The sequence below is a fragment of the Streptomyces beigongshangae genome, from assembly GCF_019710745.1.
In the GTDB taxonomy this organism is placed as follows: Bacteria; Actinomycetota; Actinomycetes; order Streptomycetales; family Streptomycetaceae; genus Streptomyces; species Streptomyces beigongshangae.
In genome coordinates this window covers 83396-100135 of record NZ_JAHKJW010000003.1, presented here as the reverse complement: position 1 = coordinate 100135, position 16740 = coordinate 83396, and the positions used below count along the sequence as shown (strand labels likewise).

The following is a 16740-nucleotide window of genomic DNA, read 5'->3' as shown; positions in this document are numbered from 1 at the left end:
CCCCCCCCCGCGACCAGCCCCCACCGCGCGCCACGCCCACCACGTGGTGCGCGGTACCTTCTTGCGGCGGCCGGCCATCGCGTGCGGGCGTACGACGAGAGGGAGAGTCAAGCGTGAGCAACTTCGTGCGGCCGGCTGCCGAGGGTTCGGATCCGTTCGGGACGGCACGGCTGCGGCGCGGGGTGCTGGACGCCTGGGCGACGAGCCCGGCACGGTTCCGCGAGGACGCCAACGCCGAGGAGGACCTCGTCCTCGGCGGCTACCGGGACCGGCTGGTCGTCGAGCTCGCGCAGAACGCCGCCGACGCCGCCTCCCGCGCCGGCGTCCCGGGCCGGCTGCGGCTCACCCTCCGCGACGGCGTCCTCGTCGCCGCCAACACCGGCGCCCCCCTGGACGCGACCGGTGTCGAGTCCCTCTCCACCCTGCGCGCCTCCGCCAAGCGGGACGGCCACGACGGCGCGGTCGGCCGCTTCGGCGTCGGCTTCGCGGCCGTCCTCACCGTGACCGACGAACCCGCCCTGCTGGGACGGCACGGCGGTGTCCGCTGGTCCCTCGCAGAGGCCCGCGACCTCGCCGTCGACACCGCCCGCCACAGCCCCGGCCTCGGCGACGAACTGCGCCGCCGCGACGGCCATGTGCCGTTGCTCCGGCTGCCGTTCCCGGCCGAGGGCACCGCGCCGGACTCGTACGACAGCGTCGTGATCCTGCCGCTGCGGGACCCGGCCGCCGAGGCCCTCGCGGAGCGGCTGCTCGACGGGATCGACGACGCCCTGCTGCTTGCCCTGCCCGGCCTGGAGGAAGTGGTCGTCGAGGTCGGCAACGGGGACGGCGACGGCAGCGACAACGGCGACGGCGACGGCGGCAAGAACGAAGAAGGGGGGAACGGGGGCGTCCGGACCGTCCGGCGGCGTCCCGACGGCGACGGCTGCGTGGTCGTCGAGGACTCCCGCGACGGCACGACCCGCTGGCGCACCGTCTCCGCGCACGGGGCCCTGGAACCGGCCCTGCTCGCCGACCGGCCCGTCGAGGAGCGGCTGCGCCCCCACTGGTCGGTCACCTGGGCGGTCCCCGTCGACGCGGACGGCACCCCGGGGCGCCCCCGCACCGGCCCCGTCGTGCACGCGCCCACCCCCAGCGACGAACCCCTCGGCGTGCCCGCCCTGCTCATCGCCTCGCTCCCGCTCGACACGACCCGCCGCCACGCCGCCCCCGGCCCGCTCACCGACTTCCTGGTGGCGCGCGCGGCGGACGCGTACGCCGGACTGCTGGCCGCCTGGCGGCCCGTGACCGGCGGGATCATCGATCTCGTACCGGGCCCGCTGGGCAAGGGCGCGCTGGACGGGGCGCTGCGGCAGGCGATCCTGGAGCGGCTGCCGCGCACCGCGTTCCTGCCGCCCGCGGTCGACCGCGGCGACGACGCCGAACTGCCCGAGGCCCTGCGCCCCCGCGACGCCGAGGTGGTGGAGGGCGCGGGCGCCGAGACCGTACGGGTGCTCGCGGAGGTACTGCCCAGCCTGCTCCCCGCCGGACTCGAACGGCGCGCGGAGCTGCGCACCCTGGGTGTCGCGCGCGTGCCGCTGACCGAGGCGGTCGACCGGCTCGCGGGTCTGGACAAGGCCCCCGGGTGGTGGCGCCGCCTGTACGACAGCCTCGCCGGGGTCGACCCGGACCGGCTGACCGGGCTGCCGGTGCCTCTGGCCGACGGGCGCACGACGATCGGGCCGCGGCAGGTCCTGCTGCCCACCGCGGACGGAGCCCGGGTCGCGCCCGGGGCCCTCGCCCGTCTCGGCCTCAAGGTCGCCCATCCGGACGCAGTCCATCCGCTCCTGGAGAAGCTGGGCGCCCTGCCCGCCACGGCGCGGGCCGTCCTGACCACCCCGCAGGTCCGCGCGGCCGTGGCCGCCTCCCTCGACGACGACCGCGGCGCCTGGGACGACGACGCGGGCCCGGACGCCGAGGAACTGGCCGACACCGTCCTCGCGCTGGTCCGCGACGCCGGACTCGAACCCGGCGACGAACCCTGGCTCGGTGCCCTCGCGCTCCCCGACGACGAGGGCGAACTCGTCCCGGCCTGCGAACTCGTCCTTCCCGGCAGCCCCTTCGCCCGGGTGATGCGGGAGGACGAACTCGCCTCCGTGGACGCCGAGCTGGTCGAGCGCTGGGGCGAGCAGCCGCTCGCCGCCTGCGGAGTGCTGGCGAACTTCCAGCTCGTACGCGCCACGGACGTCGTCCTGGACCCCGACGAACTGGAACCGCGGGACGGCGACTTCGCCGAACCCGACGACGCGGGGCTGCTCGACGCCGTCGACGTGTGGTGCGAGGACGCCCTCGACGGGCTGCCGGACGCGCCGGTGCCGCCCGTCGCCACGGAGATCGTCGCCGTCCGGGACCTGGACCTCGTGGACGACGACCGCTGGCCCGAGGCCCTCGCCCTGCTCTCCCGCCCGCCGCTGCGGGACGCCCTCACCCAGCCGGTACGGGTCCTGCTGCCGGACGGGACGCACGAGACCGTCCGGTCCTACACCGCCTGGTGGCTGCGCGGGCACCCGGTCCTCGACGGCCGCCGTCCGGCCGGCCTGCGCGCCGCGGGCGGCGACCCGCTCCTGCGCGGCCTGTACGACGCCGCCGACGCGGCCGGTTTCGACGACGAGCAGGTGCTGAGGGCGCTCGGCGTCCGTACCTCCGCGGCCGCGCTGCTCGCCGAGCCCGGTGGCGCCGCCGAACTCCTCGACCGGCTCGCCGATCCCGGCCGCGAGGTGTCGGCGGCCCAGTTGCACGCCCTCTACGGCGCCCTGGCCGACCTCGACCCCGACCAGGTCACCCTGCCGGACGAGGTGCGGGCCGTGGTCGACGGGGAGGTGCGGGTCGTGGACGCGGCCGACGCCGTGGTCGTGGACTCGCCCGACCTGCTGCCCTTCACCGCCGGCGTGCCCTTGCTCCCGGTACGGCCGGCGCGGGCCGCCGACCTCGCCGAGCTGTTCCAGGTCCGGCGGCTGAGCGAGTCCGTCACGGGTGAGGTGACGAGCGAGGGCGCCGAGCACGACGTACCGGAGCCGGTACGGCTCCTGCTGGGCCCGGAGACCCCCGCGACCTACGTCGAGCACGGGGAACTCGTCGTCGACGGCACCGAACTCGATTGGCGCCGCACCCGCGACGGGGTGCTGCACGCCGCCACGCTGGAGGGCGTCGCCGCCGGCCTCGCCTGGGCGGCCGGGCAGTGGCCCCGCCGGTTCGAGGTCGCCGCGCTCCTGGAGGACCCGTCCAGGACGGAGGAGCTGGAGCGGGACCGGTGGTTCGACTGAGCCCCGCCCGCCGGGGCGCACGGCGGTACGCCGGCGCCCCGGCGGGCCGTGGAAGTGATCTACGTCACATGATCACGAAAACTTCACCCGCCGTACAACCATTGGTCCACGTGGCGTATCTGATCAGGTGAGTCAACAGGCTCCAAGATCATTCGGGCCCACGTGAAGACGACCGTCGGGCCCCTTTCTCCATCAGGGGAAATACATGCGCATACGTGCCACCGTGGCCGCCGTCACCGGCGCCCTGGCCCTTTCCGCGTTCGCCGTCCCGGCGGCGCAGGCCGACGACCCCTCGTACCGCGAGTCCGCCGCCGCCGCCTTCGAGGCCGCTCGCAGCGGTGCGGCCAAGGCGCAGCGCGGCGCGGCGGACGGCGACCTGAACGCCTCCTTCTCCAACTTCAAGATCGCCTCGGTGCTCAAGGTCGGCACCACCAACCAGGTCTCCACCAAGGTGACCTACAAGGTGACCCACGGCGCCGACGTGGACCTCGGTTCCCCGGAATTCGCCACCGGCCCGTACATCTACAAGGGCTCGTTCGCCGAACCGGCCAACGTCATCTTCGGCTTCGAGGCGGCGACCTGCACCGAAGTCTCGGCGACCGTGGCCAACTGCACCGGCTACGTGGACATCCTCCCGGCCGAGGACGAGCTGTCCAACAGCGACGCCGGCGCCTGGAAGGGCGGCGCGCTGCTGCTCGACAGCACCGGCTCCTACGCCGACCAGGGCGACCTCGCCGCCACCAAGGTCCTGCGCAACTCCCGGCTCACCGTCAACGCCTCCCCCGAGCCCGTGAAGAAGGGCAAGACCATCACGGTCACCGGGTCCCTGACGCGCGCCAACTGGGAGACGAAGAAGTACGGGGGCTACACCCAGCAGTCCGTGAAGCTCCAGTTCAAGAAGAAGGGCACGTCCACCTACAAGGACGTCAAGACCGTGAAGTCGGGCACCGGCAGCTCCGCGGGCGTGCTGAAGACGACCGTCACGGCCTCCGTCGACGGCACCTACCGCTACGCCTTCGCGGGCACCTCGACCACGCCGGCCGTCAACTCCGCGGGCGACGCCGTCGACGTCAACTGATCTCCCTCCCCGCGCTCCCGCCAGGGGCGCGGGGAGTCCGCCCGTTCCCGCTCAGGCGGGAACGTGGCGGTCCACCCACCGCCACAGGAACTCCAGGGCGGCCGCCGCCACCGCCGCGACGCCCACCGCCGTCCACGGCAGCACCGTGCCGACCAGCCGCAGCGCGAAGAAGTCCTGGAGCCACGGCACGGTCAGGACCAGCAGGAACCCCGCGCCCATCGTGGCGACCAGGCAGATCCGCCACCAGGTGTAGGGGCGGGCGATGATCGCCAGCACCCAGAGCGAGATCAGGAACAGCGTCAGCGTCGCGGCACTGGTCTCCGCGTCCAGCGCCTCCGGCCCGGTGTAGTGGTGCCGGGCGAGCAGGTACGTCGTGAACGTGGCCAGCCCCGCCACCACCCCGCCCGGGATCGAGTACCGCATCACCCGTCGCACGAAGTGCGGCCGGGCCCGCTCCTTGTTGGGCGCGAGCGCCAGGAAGAACGCCGGCACCCCGATCGTCAGCGTGGACAGCAGCGTCAGGTGCCGCGGCAGGAAGGGGTACTCCACCTGCGAGCACACCACCAGCACCGCCAGCAGCACGGAGTACACCGTCTTCACCAGGAACAGGGTCGCCACCCGCGTGATGTTCCCGATGACCCGGCGCCCCTCCGCGACCACCGAGGGCAGCGTCGCGAAGCTGTTGTTCAGCAGCACGATCTGGGCGACCGCCTTGGTGGCCTCCGAGCCCGACCCCATCGCCACGCCGATGTCGGCGTCCTTCAGCGCGAGCACGTCGTTCACGCCGTCGCCGGTCATCGCCACCGTGTGGCCGTTCGACTGGAGCGCGCCCACCATGTCGCGCTTCTGCTGCGGGGTGACCCGCCCGAACACCGAGCCCTCGTCCAGGGCCCTGGCCATCTCGTCCCGCTCGGTGGGCAGCCGGCGCGCGTCGACCGTGGCGGCGGCGCCGGGCAGGCCGAGCTTGGCGGCGACCGCGCCGACCGAGACGGCGTTGTCGCCGGAGATCACCTTGGCGCGTACGTCCTGCTCGTCGAAGTACCGCAGGGTGTCCGCCGCGTCGGGCCGCAGCCGCTGTTCGAGCACGACGAGCGCGACCGGCCGCGCGCCCTCCCCCACCCGCGGGTCGTCGAGCTCCCCGGCCGCCCGGGCGAGCAGCAGGACCCGCAGCCCCTGCTCGTTGAGCTGCTCCGCCTCCGCGAGCGCGGGGTCGTCGTCGGGCAGCAGCACGTCCGGGGCGCCGAGCAGCCACGTACGCGAGGTGCCTTCGGCCTCGCTCTCCACGAAGGACGCCCCGCTGTACTTGCGCGCGGAGGAGAAGGGCAGGGCGGCCGTGCGGCGCCAGTCCCCGCTGTCCGGGCAGGCGTCGATCACCGCCTTGAGCGAGGCGTTCGGGCGGGGGTCCGACGCACCGAGGGCGCCCAGCACCTTCCGTACGTACGCCTCGTCACCACTGCCCTCACCGGTGCCGCCGCCCTCGCCGCCGCCCTCACCGGTGTCCAGGAGGTGCAGCCCGGTGACGTCCATGCCGCCCTCGGTGAGCGTGCCCGTCTTGTCGAGGCAGACCGTGTCGACGCGGGCGAGGCCCTCGATGGCGGGCAACTCCTGGACCAGGCACTGCTTGCGGCCGAGCCTGATGACGCCGATGGCGAAGGCGACGGAGGTGAGCAGGACCAGGCCCTCCGGGACCATGGGCACGATGCCGCCGACGGCCCGCGCGATCGAGTCCTTGACGTCGTCGTCCTTGCTGACGAGCTGGGTGACGGCCAGGCCCACGGCGGCCGGGACCAGCATCCACGTCACGTACTTGAGGATCGTGGAGATGCCCGTCCGCAGCTCGGAGTGGACGAGGGTGAAGCGGCTCGCCTCCTCGGCCAGCTGCGCCGCGTACGCCTCGCGGCCCACCCTCGTCGCGGTGAACGCGCCGCCGCCCGCCACCACGAAGCTGCCCGACATGACGCGGTCGCCGGGCTGCTTGACCACCGGGTCCGCCTCGCCGGTGAGCAGTGACTCGTCTATCTCCAGGCCCTCGGCCTCGGCGCAGTCGCCGTCCACGACGATCTTGTCACCGGGCCCGATCTCGATGAGGTCCCCGAGCACGATCCCGGAGGTGGCGATCCCGGTCGTGGTCCCGTCCCTGCGGACGGTCGGCCGCGCCTCGCCGATCACCGCGAGCGAGTCCAGGGTCTTCTTCGCGCGCAGCTCCTGGACGATGCCGATCCCGGTGTTCGCGAGGATCACGTAACCGAACAGGCTGTCCTGGAACGGCGCGACGAACAGCATGACCAGCCAGAGCACGCCGATGATCGCGTTGAACCGGGTGAAGACGTTCGCACGGACGATGTCGAGCGCGGAGCGACTGCTGCGCACCGGTACGTCGTTGACCTCGCCCCGCGCCACGCGCTCGGCCACCTCGGCCGCGGTGAGCCCCGTCGACCGGGTCGCGGCCGGGGACGGCGGCAGGGGGACGGGATGCACAGGGTCGAGTTCGGCGCCCGCGTCGATGTGCGTCATGTCTTCGACGGTACGGGGGGAGGTACGGCTTCACCCGGTGAGTGCCGTAAAGATCCGACCTGGGGAGGAGGGGGGATGGTGCCGTGGTGGTACGGAGGGCCGGCCCGAATCGGGGACGCCCGCCCCGCCGACCCTAGGGGCGGGACGCCGCCTTGCGTCTGACGGCCGCCTCCCAGCCCTTGGCGTACCAGATGCCGAACAGGCCCAGGGCCGTACCGAACAGGCATGTCCACAGCCACCACACATGGCCGTTGTCGTCGAGCCACCCGTAGAACGGGAGCTGGACCAGGAAGAGGACGAACCAGATGGCCGTGCCGCCCGCGACGGTGGCGACCACGGGACCCTCCAGGGGTTCCGGTGCCTCGTGTTTCGGTGTCCACTTCGCCATGGGGACAGCTTACGAGGCCGATCACCGGACTTCATCCGGCCCCGCGCGGTGCCCGACACGGTGCCCGCGCGGCGCCCGTGTGCCGGTGGGCCTGCGGTCCACGCGTGCGGATAGCGCTACGGGAGCTATATGTTCATACTGAAATTACCTGACCCCGTCCCCCTTTTACTCGTACGAAACTCCAAAAAGGTCCTCCATGCCCCCCTCGGCCCCCGCCAAGGCCCCCGTGCCCAAGGAGCCGGACCCCGGGTCCGCCTCCGCCCACGGCGCCCTCGACCGCTACTTCCGGATCTCCGAGCGGGGCAGCACCCTGCCCCGTGAGGTCCGCGGTGGTTTCGCCACCTTTTTCGCGATGGCCTACATCATCGTGCTGAACCCGATCATCCTGGGCAGCGCGAAGGACATGTACGGGCACCAGCTGGACAACGGCCAGCTGGTCACCGCGACCGCGCTGACCGCGGCCTTCACCACGATCCTGATGGGCGTCATCGGCAACGTGCCGATCGCGCTCGCGGCCGGTCTCGGCGTGAACACGGTCGTCGCGCTCCAGCTCGCGCCCCGGATGTCCTGGCCGGACGCCATGGGCATGGTCGTGCTGGCCGGGTTCGTGGTCATGCTGCTGGTCGCCACCGGTCTGCGCGAGCGCGTCATGAACGCGGTGCCGTTCGGCCTGCGCAAGGGCATCGCGATCGGCATCGGCCTGTTCATCCTGATGATCGGCCTCGTCGACGCGGGCTTCGTCTCCCGCATCCCGGACGCCGCCCACACGACCGTGCCGCTTCAGCTCGGCGGCACCGGGCACCTCAACGGCTGGCCCGTCCTGGTCTTCGTCCTCGGCACGCTGCTCACGCTGGCGCTGATCGTGCGCAGGGTGCCGGGCGCGATCCTCGTCTCGATCGTCGTGATGACGGCCGTGGCCGTCGTGATCAACGCGGTGGCGAAGGTGCCGTCCTGGGGCCTGACCACCCCGAAGTGGCCCGGCAACCCGGTCGCGAGCCCCGACTTCGGGCTCATCGGGGAGGTCAGTCTCTTCGGCGGCTTCGGCAAGGTCGGCGTACTGACCGGCGTGCTGTTCGTCTTCACGGTCCTGCTGTCGTGCTTTTTTGACGCGATGGGCACGATCATGGGCATCGGCGACGAGGCGAAGCTGACCGACGAGGACGGCAACATGCCGGGCGTCAGCAAGGTGCTCTTCGTCGACGGCATCGCGGTCGCCGCGGGCGGCGCGACCTCCTCGTCCGCGACCACCTGCTTCGTGGAGTCCACGGCGGGTGTCGGCGAGGGCGCGCGCACCGGCTTCGCGAACGTGGTCACCGGCGCGCTCTTCGCGGTCGCCCTCTTCCTGACCCCGGTCGCCACGATGGTCCCGTCCCAGGCCGCCACCCCGGCGCTGGTCGCGGTCGGCTTCCTGATCCTGTCGGGCTCGATCCGGCAGATCGACTGGGCCGACCACACCATCGCGATCCCCGCGTTCGTGACGATGCTGATGATGCCGTTCACGTACTCGATCACGAACGGCATCGGCATGGGTTTCATCACGTTCGTCGTGCTGCGGCTGGCCGCCGGGCGCGGCCGGGAGGTGCCCGTCGCGATGTACGTGGTGTCGGCGGTCTTCGCCTTCTACTACCTCATGCCGGCGCTGGGCCTGACCTGACGCACTCCCCCCGGGGCGGCCCTCGAAGGAGGACCGCCCCCGGGCGCTACGGAACCCCGTAGAACCTCTCCGTCTTCTCGACCGCGGTCTGGAACCGCTCGTCGAAGTCGTCGCGAACGAGCGTCCGGACGACATAGTCCTGGACGCTCATCCCCCTCTTCGCCGCATGACGCCGGAGCCGGTCGAGCAGCTCCCCGTCTATGCGCAGGCTGAGCACGCTGGTCCCCATGGACACAAGGGTCGCGGCCGGAACGTGTCCCGGGTCACTTTCCGCACTCGTATCACTCATATGGGTGATGTAAGGGCGGAGTGTCCGGGGTCACGGCCGGTAATGCGGCATCGCGGTGGTCTTTAGTTAGAGTAATGAGTTATTCTAAAGAACATGGCTGACCTGACCCATGGCGACAATGCCGCCGCCGTGAACTCCCTGCGCTCCGCCGTGATGCGTCTGTCGCGCCGACTCAAGCACCAGCGGGTCGACGAGTCACTGAGCCCGACCGAGATGTCGGTCCTGGGCACCCTCGCCCGCTGCGGTACGGCCACACCGGGCGAGCTCGCCCGCAAGGAGCACGTGCAGCCGCCCTCGATGACCCGCATCGTGGCGCTGCTGGAGGCCAAGGGCCTGGTCCGCCTGGAGCCGCACCCCGACGACCGCCGCCAGAAGGTGGTCACCCAGACCGAGCGCGCCGAGGCCATGCTCGACGAGAGCCGCCGCAAGCGGAACGCGTGGCTGGCCTCCCTCGCCGACAGCCTCGACGAGGACGAGTGGGCGAAGCTGCGCGAGGCCGCACCCGTCCTGGAGAAGCTCGCGCACCTCTAGGCCGGACGCACCCGGGGGCGCGACAAGCGCTGTCGGCAGGACGGGCAGAGCGGGCAGGACGGACCGGGCGGACAGCCCAGGCAGCTCAGGCATCACCGGCACCATGCGCGGTACTCGCACCACGCGCGGTATCGGCACCCAGGCACCACGCACACCGCATCACACGCGCGCACCGCACACTCGCACTGCACATTCGCACCATGCAAGGAGGCGAACGCCGTTGAGTACGGGACCCGGAGCAGACTCCGCCCCCGCACCTGCCGCCCACAACTCCCCGTCCGACCCCAAGACGCGTTCCTCGATGTTCAGCTCGCTGAGGATCAGGAACTACCGCCTCTTCTTCACCGGCCAGGTCGTCTCCAACACCGGCACCTGGATGCAGCGCATCGCCCAGGACTGGCTGGTGCTGAGCCTCACCGGTTCCTCCGCCGCCGTCGGGTTCACCACGGCCCTGCAGTTCCTGCCGATGCTGCTCTTCGGCCTCTACGGCGGCGTCCTCGTCGACCGGCTGCCCAAGCGCCCGACGCTGCTGGCCACCCAGACCGCGATGGGCCTCACCGGCCTCGCGCTCGCCTTCCTGACCCTCACCGGGCACGTCCAGGTGTGGCACGTCTACGTCGCCGCCTTCGCCGTCGGCCTCGCCACGGTGGTCGACAACCCGGCACGGCAGTCGTTCGTCGCCGAGATGGTCGGTCCCGGACAGCTGCAGAACGCGGTCAGCCTCAACTCCGCGAACTTCCAGTCCGCCCGGCTGGTCGGGCCCGCCGTCGCCGGTGTGCTGATCACCGGCGTGGGTACGGGCTGGGCGTTCCTGCTCAACGGGCTGTCGTTCCTCGCGCCCATCGCGGGCCTGCTGATGATGCGCTCCAGCGAGATCAACCAGGTCGAGCGCGCCCCGCGCGCCAAGGGACAGCTCCGCGAGGGCCTGCGTTACGTCGCCGGCCGCCCCGAACTGATGTGGCCGATCATCCTCGTCGGCTTCATCGGCACCTTCGGCTTCAACTTCCCCGTCTGGCTGTCGGCGTACGCGGACGACGTCTTCCACGCCGGCGCGGGCGCGTACAGCCTGTTCAACACGCTGATGGCCGTGGGCTCGGTCGCGGGCGCGCTGCTCGCCGCCCGGCGCGGCACGGCCCGGCTGCGCGTGCTGATCGCCGCCGCCGTCGCCTTCGGCGTCCTGGAGGTCGTGGCCGCGCTGGTCCCGTCCTACTGGCTCTTCGCCCTGCTCATGGTCCCCATAGGCATGGCCGGCCTGACCGTGAACGTCACGGCCAACACCGCGGTCCAGATGGGCACCGACCCCGCCATGCGCGGCCGGGTCATGGCGCTGTTCATGATGGTCTTCATGGGCGGTACGCCGCTGGGGGCGCCCGTCGTCGGCTGGATCACCGACGCGTACGGGCCCCGGGCCGGCTTCGCCGTGGGCGGCGTCGTCTCGCTCCTGGCGGCGGTCACCGTCGGCCTGGCCCTGGCCCGGGTGGGCGGCCTGCGCCTGTCGGTGCGCTGGAACCACGGCCACCCGCACGTCCGCTTCGTCCCCCGGAGCCGGGAACTGGCGACGGCCGCGTAGGTCCCGCCGGACAGGGCCGCTCGGCGGGACCGGTCGTCCGGTCCGCCTGGCAGGCTGGCGGGATGAGACTCTTCGCCGCCGTGCTGCCTCCCGCGGACGCCGTCACCGAGCTGGGCCCGGTCGTGGGCGAGCTGCGCGGACTCCCGGGGGCCGGGCGGGGGCTGCGCTGGACGGACCCGTCCGGCTGGCACTTCACCCTCGCCTTCTACGGCGAGGTCGCCGAGGACGTCGTACCGGACCTGTCCGCCCGGCTCGGACGCGCGGCGCTCCGGACCGCCCCCTTCCCGCTCTCGCTGCGCGGCGGGGGACGGTTCGGGGACCGGGCGCTGTGGGTGGGCGCCGCGGGCGACGTACGGACCCTGCGGCTGCTGGCCGAGCGGGCGCTGGCGGCGGGGCGCCGGGCGGGCGTCGCCCGGGAGGAGCGCCGCGGTCACCGGCCGCACCTCACCCTGGCGCGTGCCTCGGGGGACGTGGAGCTCGCCCCGTACGCGGCGTCGCTGGACGGGTTCGCCGGGCGGGACTGGACGGTCGCCGACCTGTGCCTGGTACGGAGCCGGCTGCCCGTGTCGGGGGTGCCGGGGGACCGGCCCCGGTACGAGGTGCTGCGGCGGTGGCCTCTTGGCGGGCCCCTCCGCGGGGACGGCTGAGGAAGGGCGGTTACGCTCGCTGCGTGGACCCGAAGACGCGAAACCGGATCATGGCCGGAGTGCTGGTGCTGATGTTCGTCGTGGTGGCCTTGGCGGCGGCCGTCGGTCAGTGACGGCCGCCACCCCGCGCCCCTCGTGGGGCTACCAGGCGAAGGCCTCCGGGGACGGGCCGGGACCCGGGAAGATCTCGTCCAGGCCGGTCAGGACCTCCTCGCTCAGCTCCAGCTCCACGGCCCGCAGCGCCGATTCCAGCTGTCCGGCGGTGCGCGGGCCGACGATCGGGCCCGTGACGCCGGGGCGGGTCAGCAGCCAGGCCAGGGCGGCCTCGCCGGGCTCGATCCCGTGCTTGTCGAGCAGGTCCTCGTACGACTGGATCCGCGCGCGCCCGGCCGGGTCGGCGAGGGTCTCGGCGGTCCGGCCGCTCGCCCGGCGCCCGCCCTGGACCTCCTTCTTGATGACGCCGCCCAGCAGACCGCCCTGGAGGGGCGACCACGGGATGACGCCGAGCCCGTACTCCCGCGCGGCCGGGATGACCTCCATCTCGGCGCGGCGCTCGGCGAGGTTGTACAGGCACTGCTCGCTGACGAGCCCGATGGTGCCGCCGCGGCGCGCGGCGATCTCGTTGGCCTGGGCGATCTTGTAACCGGGGAAGTTGGAGGAGCCGGCGTAGAGGATCTTGCCCTGCTGCACCAGGACGTCGACGGCCTGCCAGATCTCCTCGAACGGGGTGTCCCGGTCGATGTGGTGGAACTGGTAGACGTCGATGTAGTCGGTGCCCAGCCGCTTCAGGCTGGCCTCGACCGCGCGGCGGATGTTGAGCGCGGAGAGCTTGTCGTGGTTGGGCCAGGCGTCGCCGTCGGCGGCCATGTTCCCGTACACCTTGGTGGCGAGGACCGTCCTGTCGCGGCGGCCGTCGCCCTTGGCGAACCAGGAGCCGACGATCTCCTCGGTACGGCCCTTGTTCTCACCCCAGCCGTACACGTTGGCGGTGTCGAAGAAATTGATGCCCGCGTCCAGCGCCGCGTCCATGATCGCGTGGCTGTCGGCCTCGTCCGTCTGCGGCCCGAAGTTCATGGTCCCGAGGACGAGTCGGCTGACCTTGAGTCCTGTGCGTCCCAGCTGTGTGTACTCCATGGTCCACAGCCAACGCGCTGGAGTGCGCTCCAGGCAACACCCCGTCGGGGACACCGGCCCACGACAACCCACTCGGTCGACGCCCCGCCGCCCGGGCGGGTTGTCGTGGGGCGGGCGGACCGGTGGGAAGGCCCCATCAAGTCCGGACTCGCACGCATGCAGGCACGGGGCGAGCTGAGCGAGTGCGCGGATACCGCCGTGCTCGCCACCGCTCTGCCGGCCGCCGTCCGGGGCGGCATGCTGCTGTCCCAGGTCCGCCGGTCGAGCACCGCCCACCGGCAGGCCGTGTCGGCGGTGATCGACCACATCGAGAGCTACCTCGTCCGGTAGCGGCTCGCAGGCACCAGCTCACCACTGACACCCTTGAGCTGCTGGTACAGCATTCAGAAACAGGCCCTCAGTCCCGGGGGAACTCGTCGGTCCTGAGGGTGAGGCCGAGGGGCGTGTTCGTCATGTCGATGTCCGCACCGAAGGCGACGGAGAGGTCGCTGATGTACTCGCCGTCCTTCGGTTGGGTGTAGAGGCGGCACCTGCCCTGGTACGGGTCGGCGATGAGGTAGACGGGGACCTCCGCGAGGGCGTACGCGGTCTTCTTGGGACCGTAGTCGTTGGGTGCGGTGCCCCTGGAGATCACTTCGGCGACGAACTGGACGTCTTGACAACGCCAGTACCCGGTGTCGACCTTCGAGGCGCCCTCGGCCATCACCGTCACGTCGCTCGCGAAGCCGTTGAGGTGACCTGGGTAATCGACGCGGACGTCGGACTTCACGCGCTTCCGGGGGTATTTGGTCCGGAGTTGCTCGACGATGTCCAGGATGATCTCCCAATGAGTGTCCCGCTGCGGCGACATGAAGATGGCCCCCTCGACGATCTCGACCTTGTATCCCTCGGGGACGGGCATCCGCTCCAGTTGCTCGAACAGCGTGTCGAGCGTGAGGCCCTTGCTCTCGTCGGCCATCTCGATCCTGTCTTCAAGGACGGTTATCGTGGCGCTCCTCCCCGGCTGCCCTCGGACGAGTACAGCCGCGCGGTACAACGATACGCACGGTGACCAGGGCACGCCGGGAATCGGTCACGTGCTTTCGGGCGTGTAGCGGCCCCCCGCGCCCCACCCCTGATGCAGCGCCTGCGCGAAGGCCGCCGCCGGTTTGTGTTCGCCGGAGGTGTTCGGGTGGGTGCCGTCGTACGTGTCCCGGTGGATGTCGTACGTCTCCGGGACGGAGGCCAGGAGCAGCGGGGACCTCGGCTCGTCCAGGTCCGCCAGTGTCTTCGCCAGGAGTTCGTTGAAGAGGGCGACCTCGTGGGCGAAGGCCGCGTCGGACTCGGCCCGGATGTTCGGGATCACCGGGAGGAGGACCATCGACACGCGGGGGTTCGCCGAGCGGGCCCGCGTGACGAAGGCACGGACGTTCCCGGCGGTCTGGGACGCGTTCGTGCAGAAGCCCAGGTCTATGAGGCCCAGGGAGACGAGGAGCACGTCGGCGCGGGACGTGCGCACCGCGTCCTCGATCAGCGGGCTCAGGTGGTGCCAGAGCCCTCGCCCCGGCCCGCGAGGTGCGCGCGGGGGAAGGCGGGGTCGGGATCGGCGTACTCGTGGGAGTCGGCGGCGTCCGTGGCCCGGTCGTACAGCGTCTCCCGGGGGCCGACCAGCCGGAACGGCCCCTCGTGCGTGGCGCGCAGGTGCTGCCACAACCGGTGGCGCCAGGTGTGTTCGCCGGCGCTCCCGATGGTCATGGAATCGCCGACGGGCATGAACCTGAGCATCCGCTCATGATGGTCGATCACCGGCGGGGGCGGGGTGTGAGGCCGGACACGCCCGTCGAACCGGCGGCGGGGTGGCAGGCTTGGGGCATGCGTCGCTCGTTCGTTCTCCTTGCCGGGGCCCTGCTCGCCGGGGTGCTCGCCGCACCCGCCGTCGCCGACGGGGGGAACGGCTCCGACGGCTCCGACGGATTCACGCTCGAAGACCCCCGGATCACCGAGTCCAGCGGGCTGGCCGCCTCGCGTGCCCATCCCGGCGTCTACTGGACCCACAACGACAGCGACGACGGCGCCTTCCTCTACGCCGTCGACAGCGCCAGCGGCAGGACCGTCGCGACCGTCACCATGACGGGCGTGGGCCGGCCCCGGGACGTGGAAGCCGTCTCCGTCGGGTCGAACGGCCACCTCTACGTCGGCGACATCGGTGACAACCTCGGTGGCACCTGGGACCACGTGTGGATCTACGAACTGCCCGAGCCGAAGCAGCTGAGGGATCAGACCGTCCGCGCCACGCAGTACGACGTGAAGTACGCGGACGGGGCCCGCGACGCCGAGGCGCTGATGGTGCACCCGGAGACCGGGCGGGTCTACATCGTCTCGAAGAACGAGGACGGCGGCGCCCTGTACCGGGGGCCCGCGAAGCTCTCCGCCTCCGGCACCAACACCTTCGAGCGCGTCGCCGACATCGGCCTGTGGGTCACCGACGGCGCCTTCTCGCCCGACGGTGAACAGCTCGCCGTACGCGGCTACTTCGGCGGCATCGCGTACGACTGGAACGACGGGAAGCCGAAACGGCGGGGGCAGCTGAGCGTGCCGCTCCAGAGGCAGGGCGAGTCGATGACGTACACCCCCGACGGGTCCACCCTGCTCTACGGGAGCGAGGGGGCCGGCAGTTCGGTGGAGCCGAAGAAGGTCGAGGGCGCGGGCGGCGGGAACGGTGCGTCGTCCTCGGGCGGTGGCGGTTCGGCCGACGGCGAGGACGGGTCGGGCGGCGACTTCAGGAAGGGCGCGTTCGCCGTGGCCGCCGCCTTCGCCGTGGTCTACGGCCTCAAGCGGCTGTTCCGGCGCCGGGACTAGGCTCCGGGGCGCCGCCCACTGTCGCCGGCACTGGCACCGCGGCTGTCGACGAGCGTGGCCAGGCCGTCCAGGATCCGCTGGAGTCCGAACTCGAAGTGGTCGAACTCCGGGCCGAAGGTGTCCTCGGAGAGCGAGGCCATCACCGGGTAGCGGCCGCTGGCCATGATCTTCTCCAGGACCGGGGCCTGGGCGGCCCAGAACTCCGTGTCCGTCAGACCGGTCCTGCGCTCGGCCTCCTGCGCGTGCACCTGCGTACGGGCGGCGCCGATGACGTACGAGTCGATCATGATGATCGCCGAGATCAACTCCGGGTCGCTCAGGCCCATCGGCCTGATGCGGGAGATCACCTTCTCCATGCCGTCGATGGCGCTGGGGCCGAGCACCGGGCGGGACTGGTTGGCCTTCAGCAGCCACGGGTGACGCTGGTACAGGGCGAGGGACTCGCGGCCGAGGGTCTCCAGGGCCGAGCGCCAGTCGCCGCCGTGGGCGGACGGGTCGTCGTCGGTGCGCTGGACGCGGTCCAGCATCAGGTCGAGCAGTTCTCCCTTGCCGGGGACGTACCGGTACAGGGACATCGTGCCGGTGCCCAGTTCCGTCGAGAGCCGGCGCATCGAGACCGCCTCCAGACCCTCGGCGTCCGCGACCCGGACGGCGGCCTCCACGATCCGGTCGAGGCTGAGGCCGGGCTTGGGGCCGCGGCTGGGCCGCGGGCCCATGTCCCACAGCAGGTGGAGCGTGCGGACGATGTCTCCGCTGCCGCTGGTTTCCATACCGCCGCCCGAACCGGTTGCCATG

General features: G+C 72.0%; 14 protein-coding genes and 1 pseudogene. 8 read left to right on the top strand and 7 right to left on the bottom strand.

The window, feature by feature from the left end:
- Window positions 1-113: 113 nt before the first annotated feature.
- The gene (locus KM933_RS03090) at window positions 114-3302 is read left to right on the top strand and encodes a sacsin N-terminal ATP-binding-like domain-containing protein (protein ID WP_221348203.1); all 3189 of its coding nucleotides are present in this window, start codon (window positions 114-116) and stop codon (window positions 3300-3302) included.
- Between the two features lie 205 nt (window positions 3303-3507).
- Window positions 3508-4380 (top strand): hypothetical protein, encoded by an 873-nt coding sequence (locus tag KM933_RS03085; protein ID WP_221348202.1) that lies wholly within the window; start codon window positions 3508-3510, stop codon window positions 4378-4380.
- Between the two features lie 51 nt (window positions 4381-4431).
- Here KM933_RS03085 and KM933_RS03080 read toward each other — a convergent pair whose 3' ends face one another.
- Complete coding sequence (locus KM933_RS03080) at window positions 4432-6894, bottom strand: HAD-IC family P-type ATPase (RefSeq protein WP_221348201.1); 2463 nt, start codon at window positions 6892-6894, stop codon at window positions 4432-4434.
- Between the two features lie 133 nt (window positions 6895-7027).
- Complete coding sequence (locus tag KM933_RS03075; protein WP_221348200.1) at window positions 7028-7282, bottom strand: DUF2530 domain-containing protein; 255 nt, start codon at window positions 7280-7282, stop codon at window positions 7028-7030.
- A gap of 196 nt (window positions 7283-7478) precedes the next feature.
- Here KM933_RS03075 and KM933_RS03070 point away from each other — a divergent pair, with 196 nt between their 5' ends.
- Complete coding sequence (locus tag KM933_RS03070) at window positions 7479-8936, top strand: NCS2 family permease (RefSeq protein ID WP_221348199.1); 1458 nt, start codon at window positions 7479-7481, stop codon at window positions 8934-8936.
- 46 nt (window positions 8937-8982) lie between these two features.
- Here KM933_RS03070 and KM933_RS03065 read toward each other — a convergent pair whose 3' ends face one another.
- The gene (locus KM933_RS03065) at window positions 8983-9165 is read right to left on the bottom strand and encodes a BrnA antitoxin family protein (RefSeq protein ID WP_221348198.1); all 183 of its coding nucleotides are present in this window, start codon (window positions 9163-9165) and stop codon (window positions 8983-8985) included.
- A gap of 153 nt (window positions 9166-9318) precedes the next feature.
- Here KM933_RS03065 and KM933_RS03060 point away from each other — a divergent pair, with 153 nt between their 5' ends.
- The 3 genes from KM933_RS03060 to thpR all read left to right on the top strand — a co-directional run bounded on the left by KM933_RS03060 (window position 9319) and on the right by thpR (window position 11973).
- On the top strand, window positions 9319-9756 hold the full coding sequence (locus tag KM933_RS03060; protein ID WP_221348197.1) for a MarR family winged helix-turn-helix transcriptional regulator: 438 nt from the start codon (window positions 9319-9321) through the stop codon (window positions 9754-9756).
- A gap of 301 nt (window positions 9757-10057) precedes the next feature.
- On the top strand, window positions 10058-11326 hold the full coding sequence (locus tag KM933_RS03055) for an MFS transporter (protein ID WP_221348367.1): 1269 nt from the start codon (window positions 10058-10060) through the stop codon (window positions 11324-11326).
- Window positions 11327-11388: 62 nt separating this feature from the next.
- Window positions 11389-11973, top strand: coding sequence for an RNA 2',3'-cyclic phosphodiesterase (gene thpR, locus KM933_RS03050; RefSeq protein ID WP_221348196.1), 585 nt, complete (start codon window positions 11389-11391; stop codon window positions 11971-11973).
- 141 nt (window positions 11974-12114) lie between these two features.
- Here the strand turns inward: thpR and KM933_RS03045 are convergent, their stop codons facing one another.
- Window positions 12115-13107, bottom strand: coding sequence for an aldo/keto reductase (locus KM933_RS03045; RefSeq protein ID WP_221348195.1), 993 nt, complete (start codon window positions 13105-13107; stop codon window positions 12115-12117).
- A 156-nt stretch (window positions 13108-13263) separates the two neighbouring features.
- Between KM933_RS03045 and KM933_RS03040 the strand changes: the two genes are divergently transcribed.
- Entirely contained in the window at window positions 13264-13437 is a 174-nt protein-coding gene (locus KM933_RS03040) for a hypothetical protein (RefSeq protein ID WP_260332974.1), read from the top strand.
- A 67-nt stretch (window positions 13438-13504) separates the two neighbouring features.
- Here KM933_RS03040 and KM933_RS03035 read toward each other — a convergent pair whose 3' ends face one another.
- Window positions 13505-14092, bottom strand: coding sequence for a Uma2 family endonuclease (locus tag KM933_RS03035; protein ID WP_221348366.1), 588 nt, complete (start codon window positions 14090-14092; stop codon window positions 13505-13507).
- 87 nt (window positions 14093-14179) lie between these two features.
- Window positions 14180-14871 (bottom strand): annotated as a pseudogene (locus KM933_RS03030) (GDSL-type esterase/lipase family protein).
- An 87-nt stretch (window positions 14872-14958) separates the two neighbouring features.
- Here KM933_RS03030 and KM933_RS03025 point away from each other — a divergent pair.
- Window positions 14959-15945, top strand: a complete 987-nt coding sequence (locus KM933_RS03025) for a WD40 repeat domain-containing protein (protein WP_221348194.1) — start codon at window positions 14959-14961, stop codon at window positions 15943-15945.
- Here the strand turns inward: KM933_RS03025 and KM933_RS03020 are convergent.
- Window positions 15942-16739: a TetR/AcrR family transcriptional regulator gene (locus KM933_RS03020; protein ID WP_221348193.1), complete on the bottom strand. Its 798-nt coding sequence runs from the start codon at window positions 16737-16739 to the stop codon at window positions 15942-15944. The two genes, KM933_RS03025 and KM933_RS03020, sit on opposite strands and share 4 nt — an antisense overlap.
- Window position 16740: the final 1 nt, after the last annotated feature.

What these genes read in the sequence shown, in the direction of transcription:
- KM933_RS03060 (WP_221348197.1), top strand. Translation starts at nt 9,319, where the DNA reads ATGGCTGACCTGACCCATGGCGACAATGCCGCCGCCGTGAACTCCCTG.
- KM933_RS03020 (WP_221348193.1), bottom strand. Translation starts at nt 16,739, where the DNA reads ATGGCAACCGGTTCGGGCGGCGGTATGGAAACCAGCGGCAGCGGAGAC.
- KM933_RS03075 (WP_221348200.1), bottom strand. Translation starts at nt 7,282, where the DNA reads ATGGCGAAGTGGACACCGAAACACGAGGCACCGGAACCCCTGGAGGGT.
- KM933_RS03070 (WP_221348199.1), top strand. Translation starts at nt 7,479, where the DNA reads ATGCCCCCCTCGGCCCCCGCCAAGGCCCCCGTGCCCAAGGAGCCGGAC.
- KM933_RS03025 (WP_221348194.1), top strand. Translation starts at nt 14,959, where the DNA reads ATGCGTCGCTCGTTCGTTCTCCTTGCCGGGGCCCTGCTCGCCGGGGTG.
- KM933_RS03065 (WP_221348198.1), bottom strand. Translation starts at nt 9,165, where the DNA reads ATGGGGACCAGCGTGCTCAGCCTGCGCATAGACGGGGAGCTGCTCGAC.
- KM933_RS03040 (WP_260332974.1), top strand. Translation starts at nt 13,264, where the DNA reads ATGCAGGCACGGGGCGAGCTGAGCGAGTGCGCGGATACCGCCGTGCTC.
- KM933_RS03085 (WP_221348202.1), top strand. Translation starts at nt 3,508, where the DNA reads ATGCGCATACGTGCCACCGTGGCCGCCGTCACCGGCGCCCTGGCCCTT.
- KM933_RS03045 (WP_221348195.1), bottom strand. Translation starts at nt 13,107, where the DNA reads ATGGAGTACACACAGCTGGGACGCACAGGACTCAAGGTCAGCCGACTC.
- thpR (WP_221348196.1), top strand. Translation starts at nt 11,389, where the DNA reads ATGAGACTCTTCGCCGCCGTGCTGCCTCCCGCGGACGCCGTCACCGAG.
- KM933_RS03080 (WP_221348201.1), bottom strand. Translation starts at nt 6,894, where the DNA reads ATGACGCACATCGACGCGGGCGCCGAACTCGACCCTGTGCATCCCGTC.
- KM933_RS03055 (WP_221348367.1), top strand. Translation starts at nt 10,058, where the DNA reads ATGTTCAGCTCGCTGAGGATCAGGAACTACCGCCTCTTCTTCACCGGC.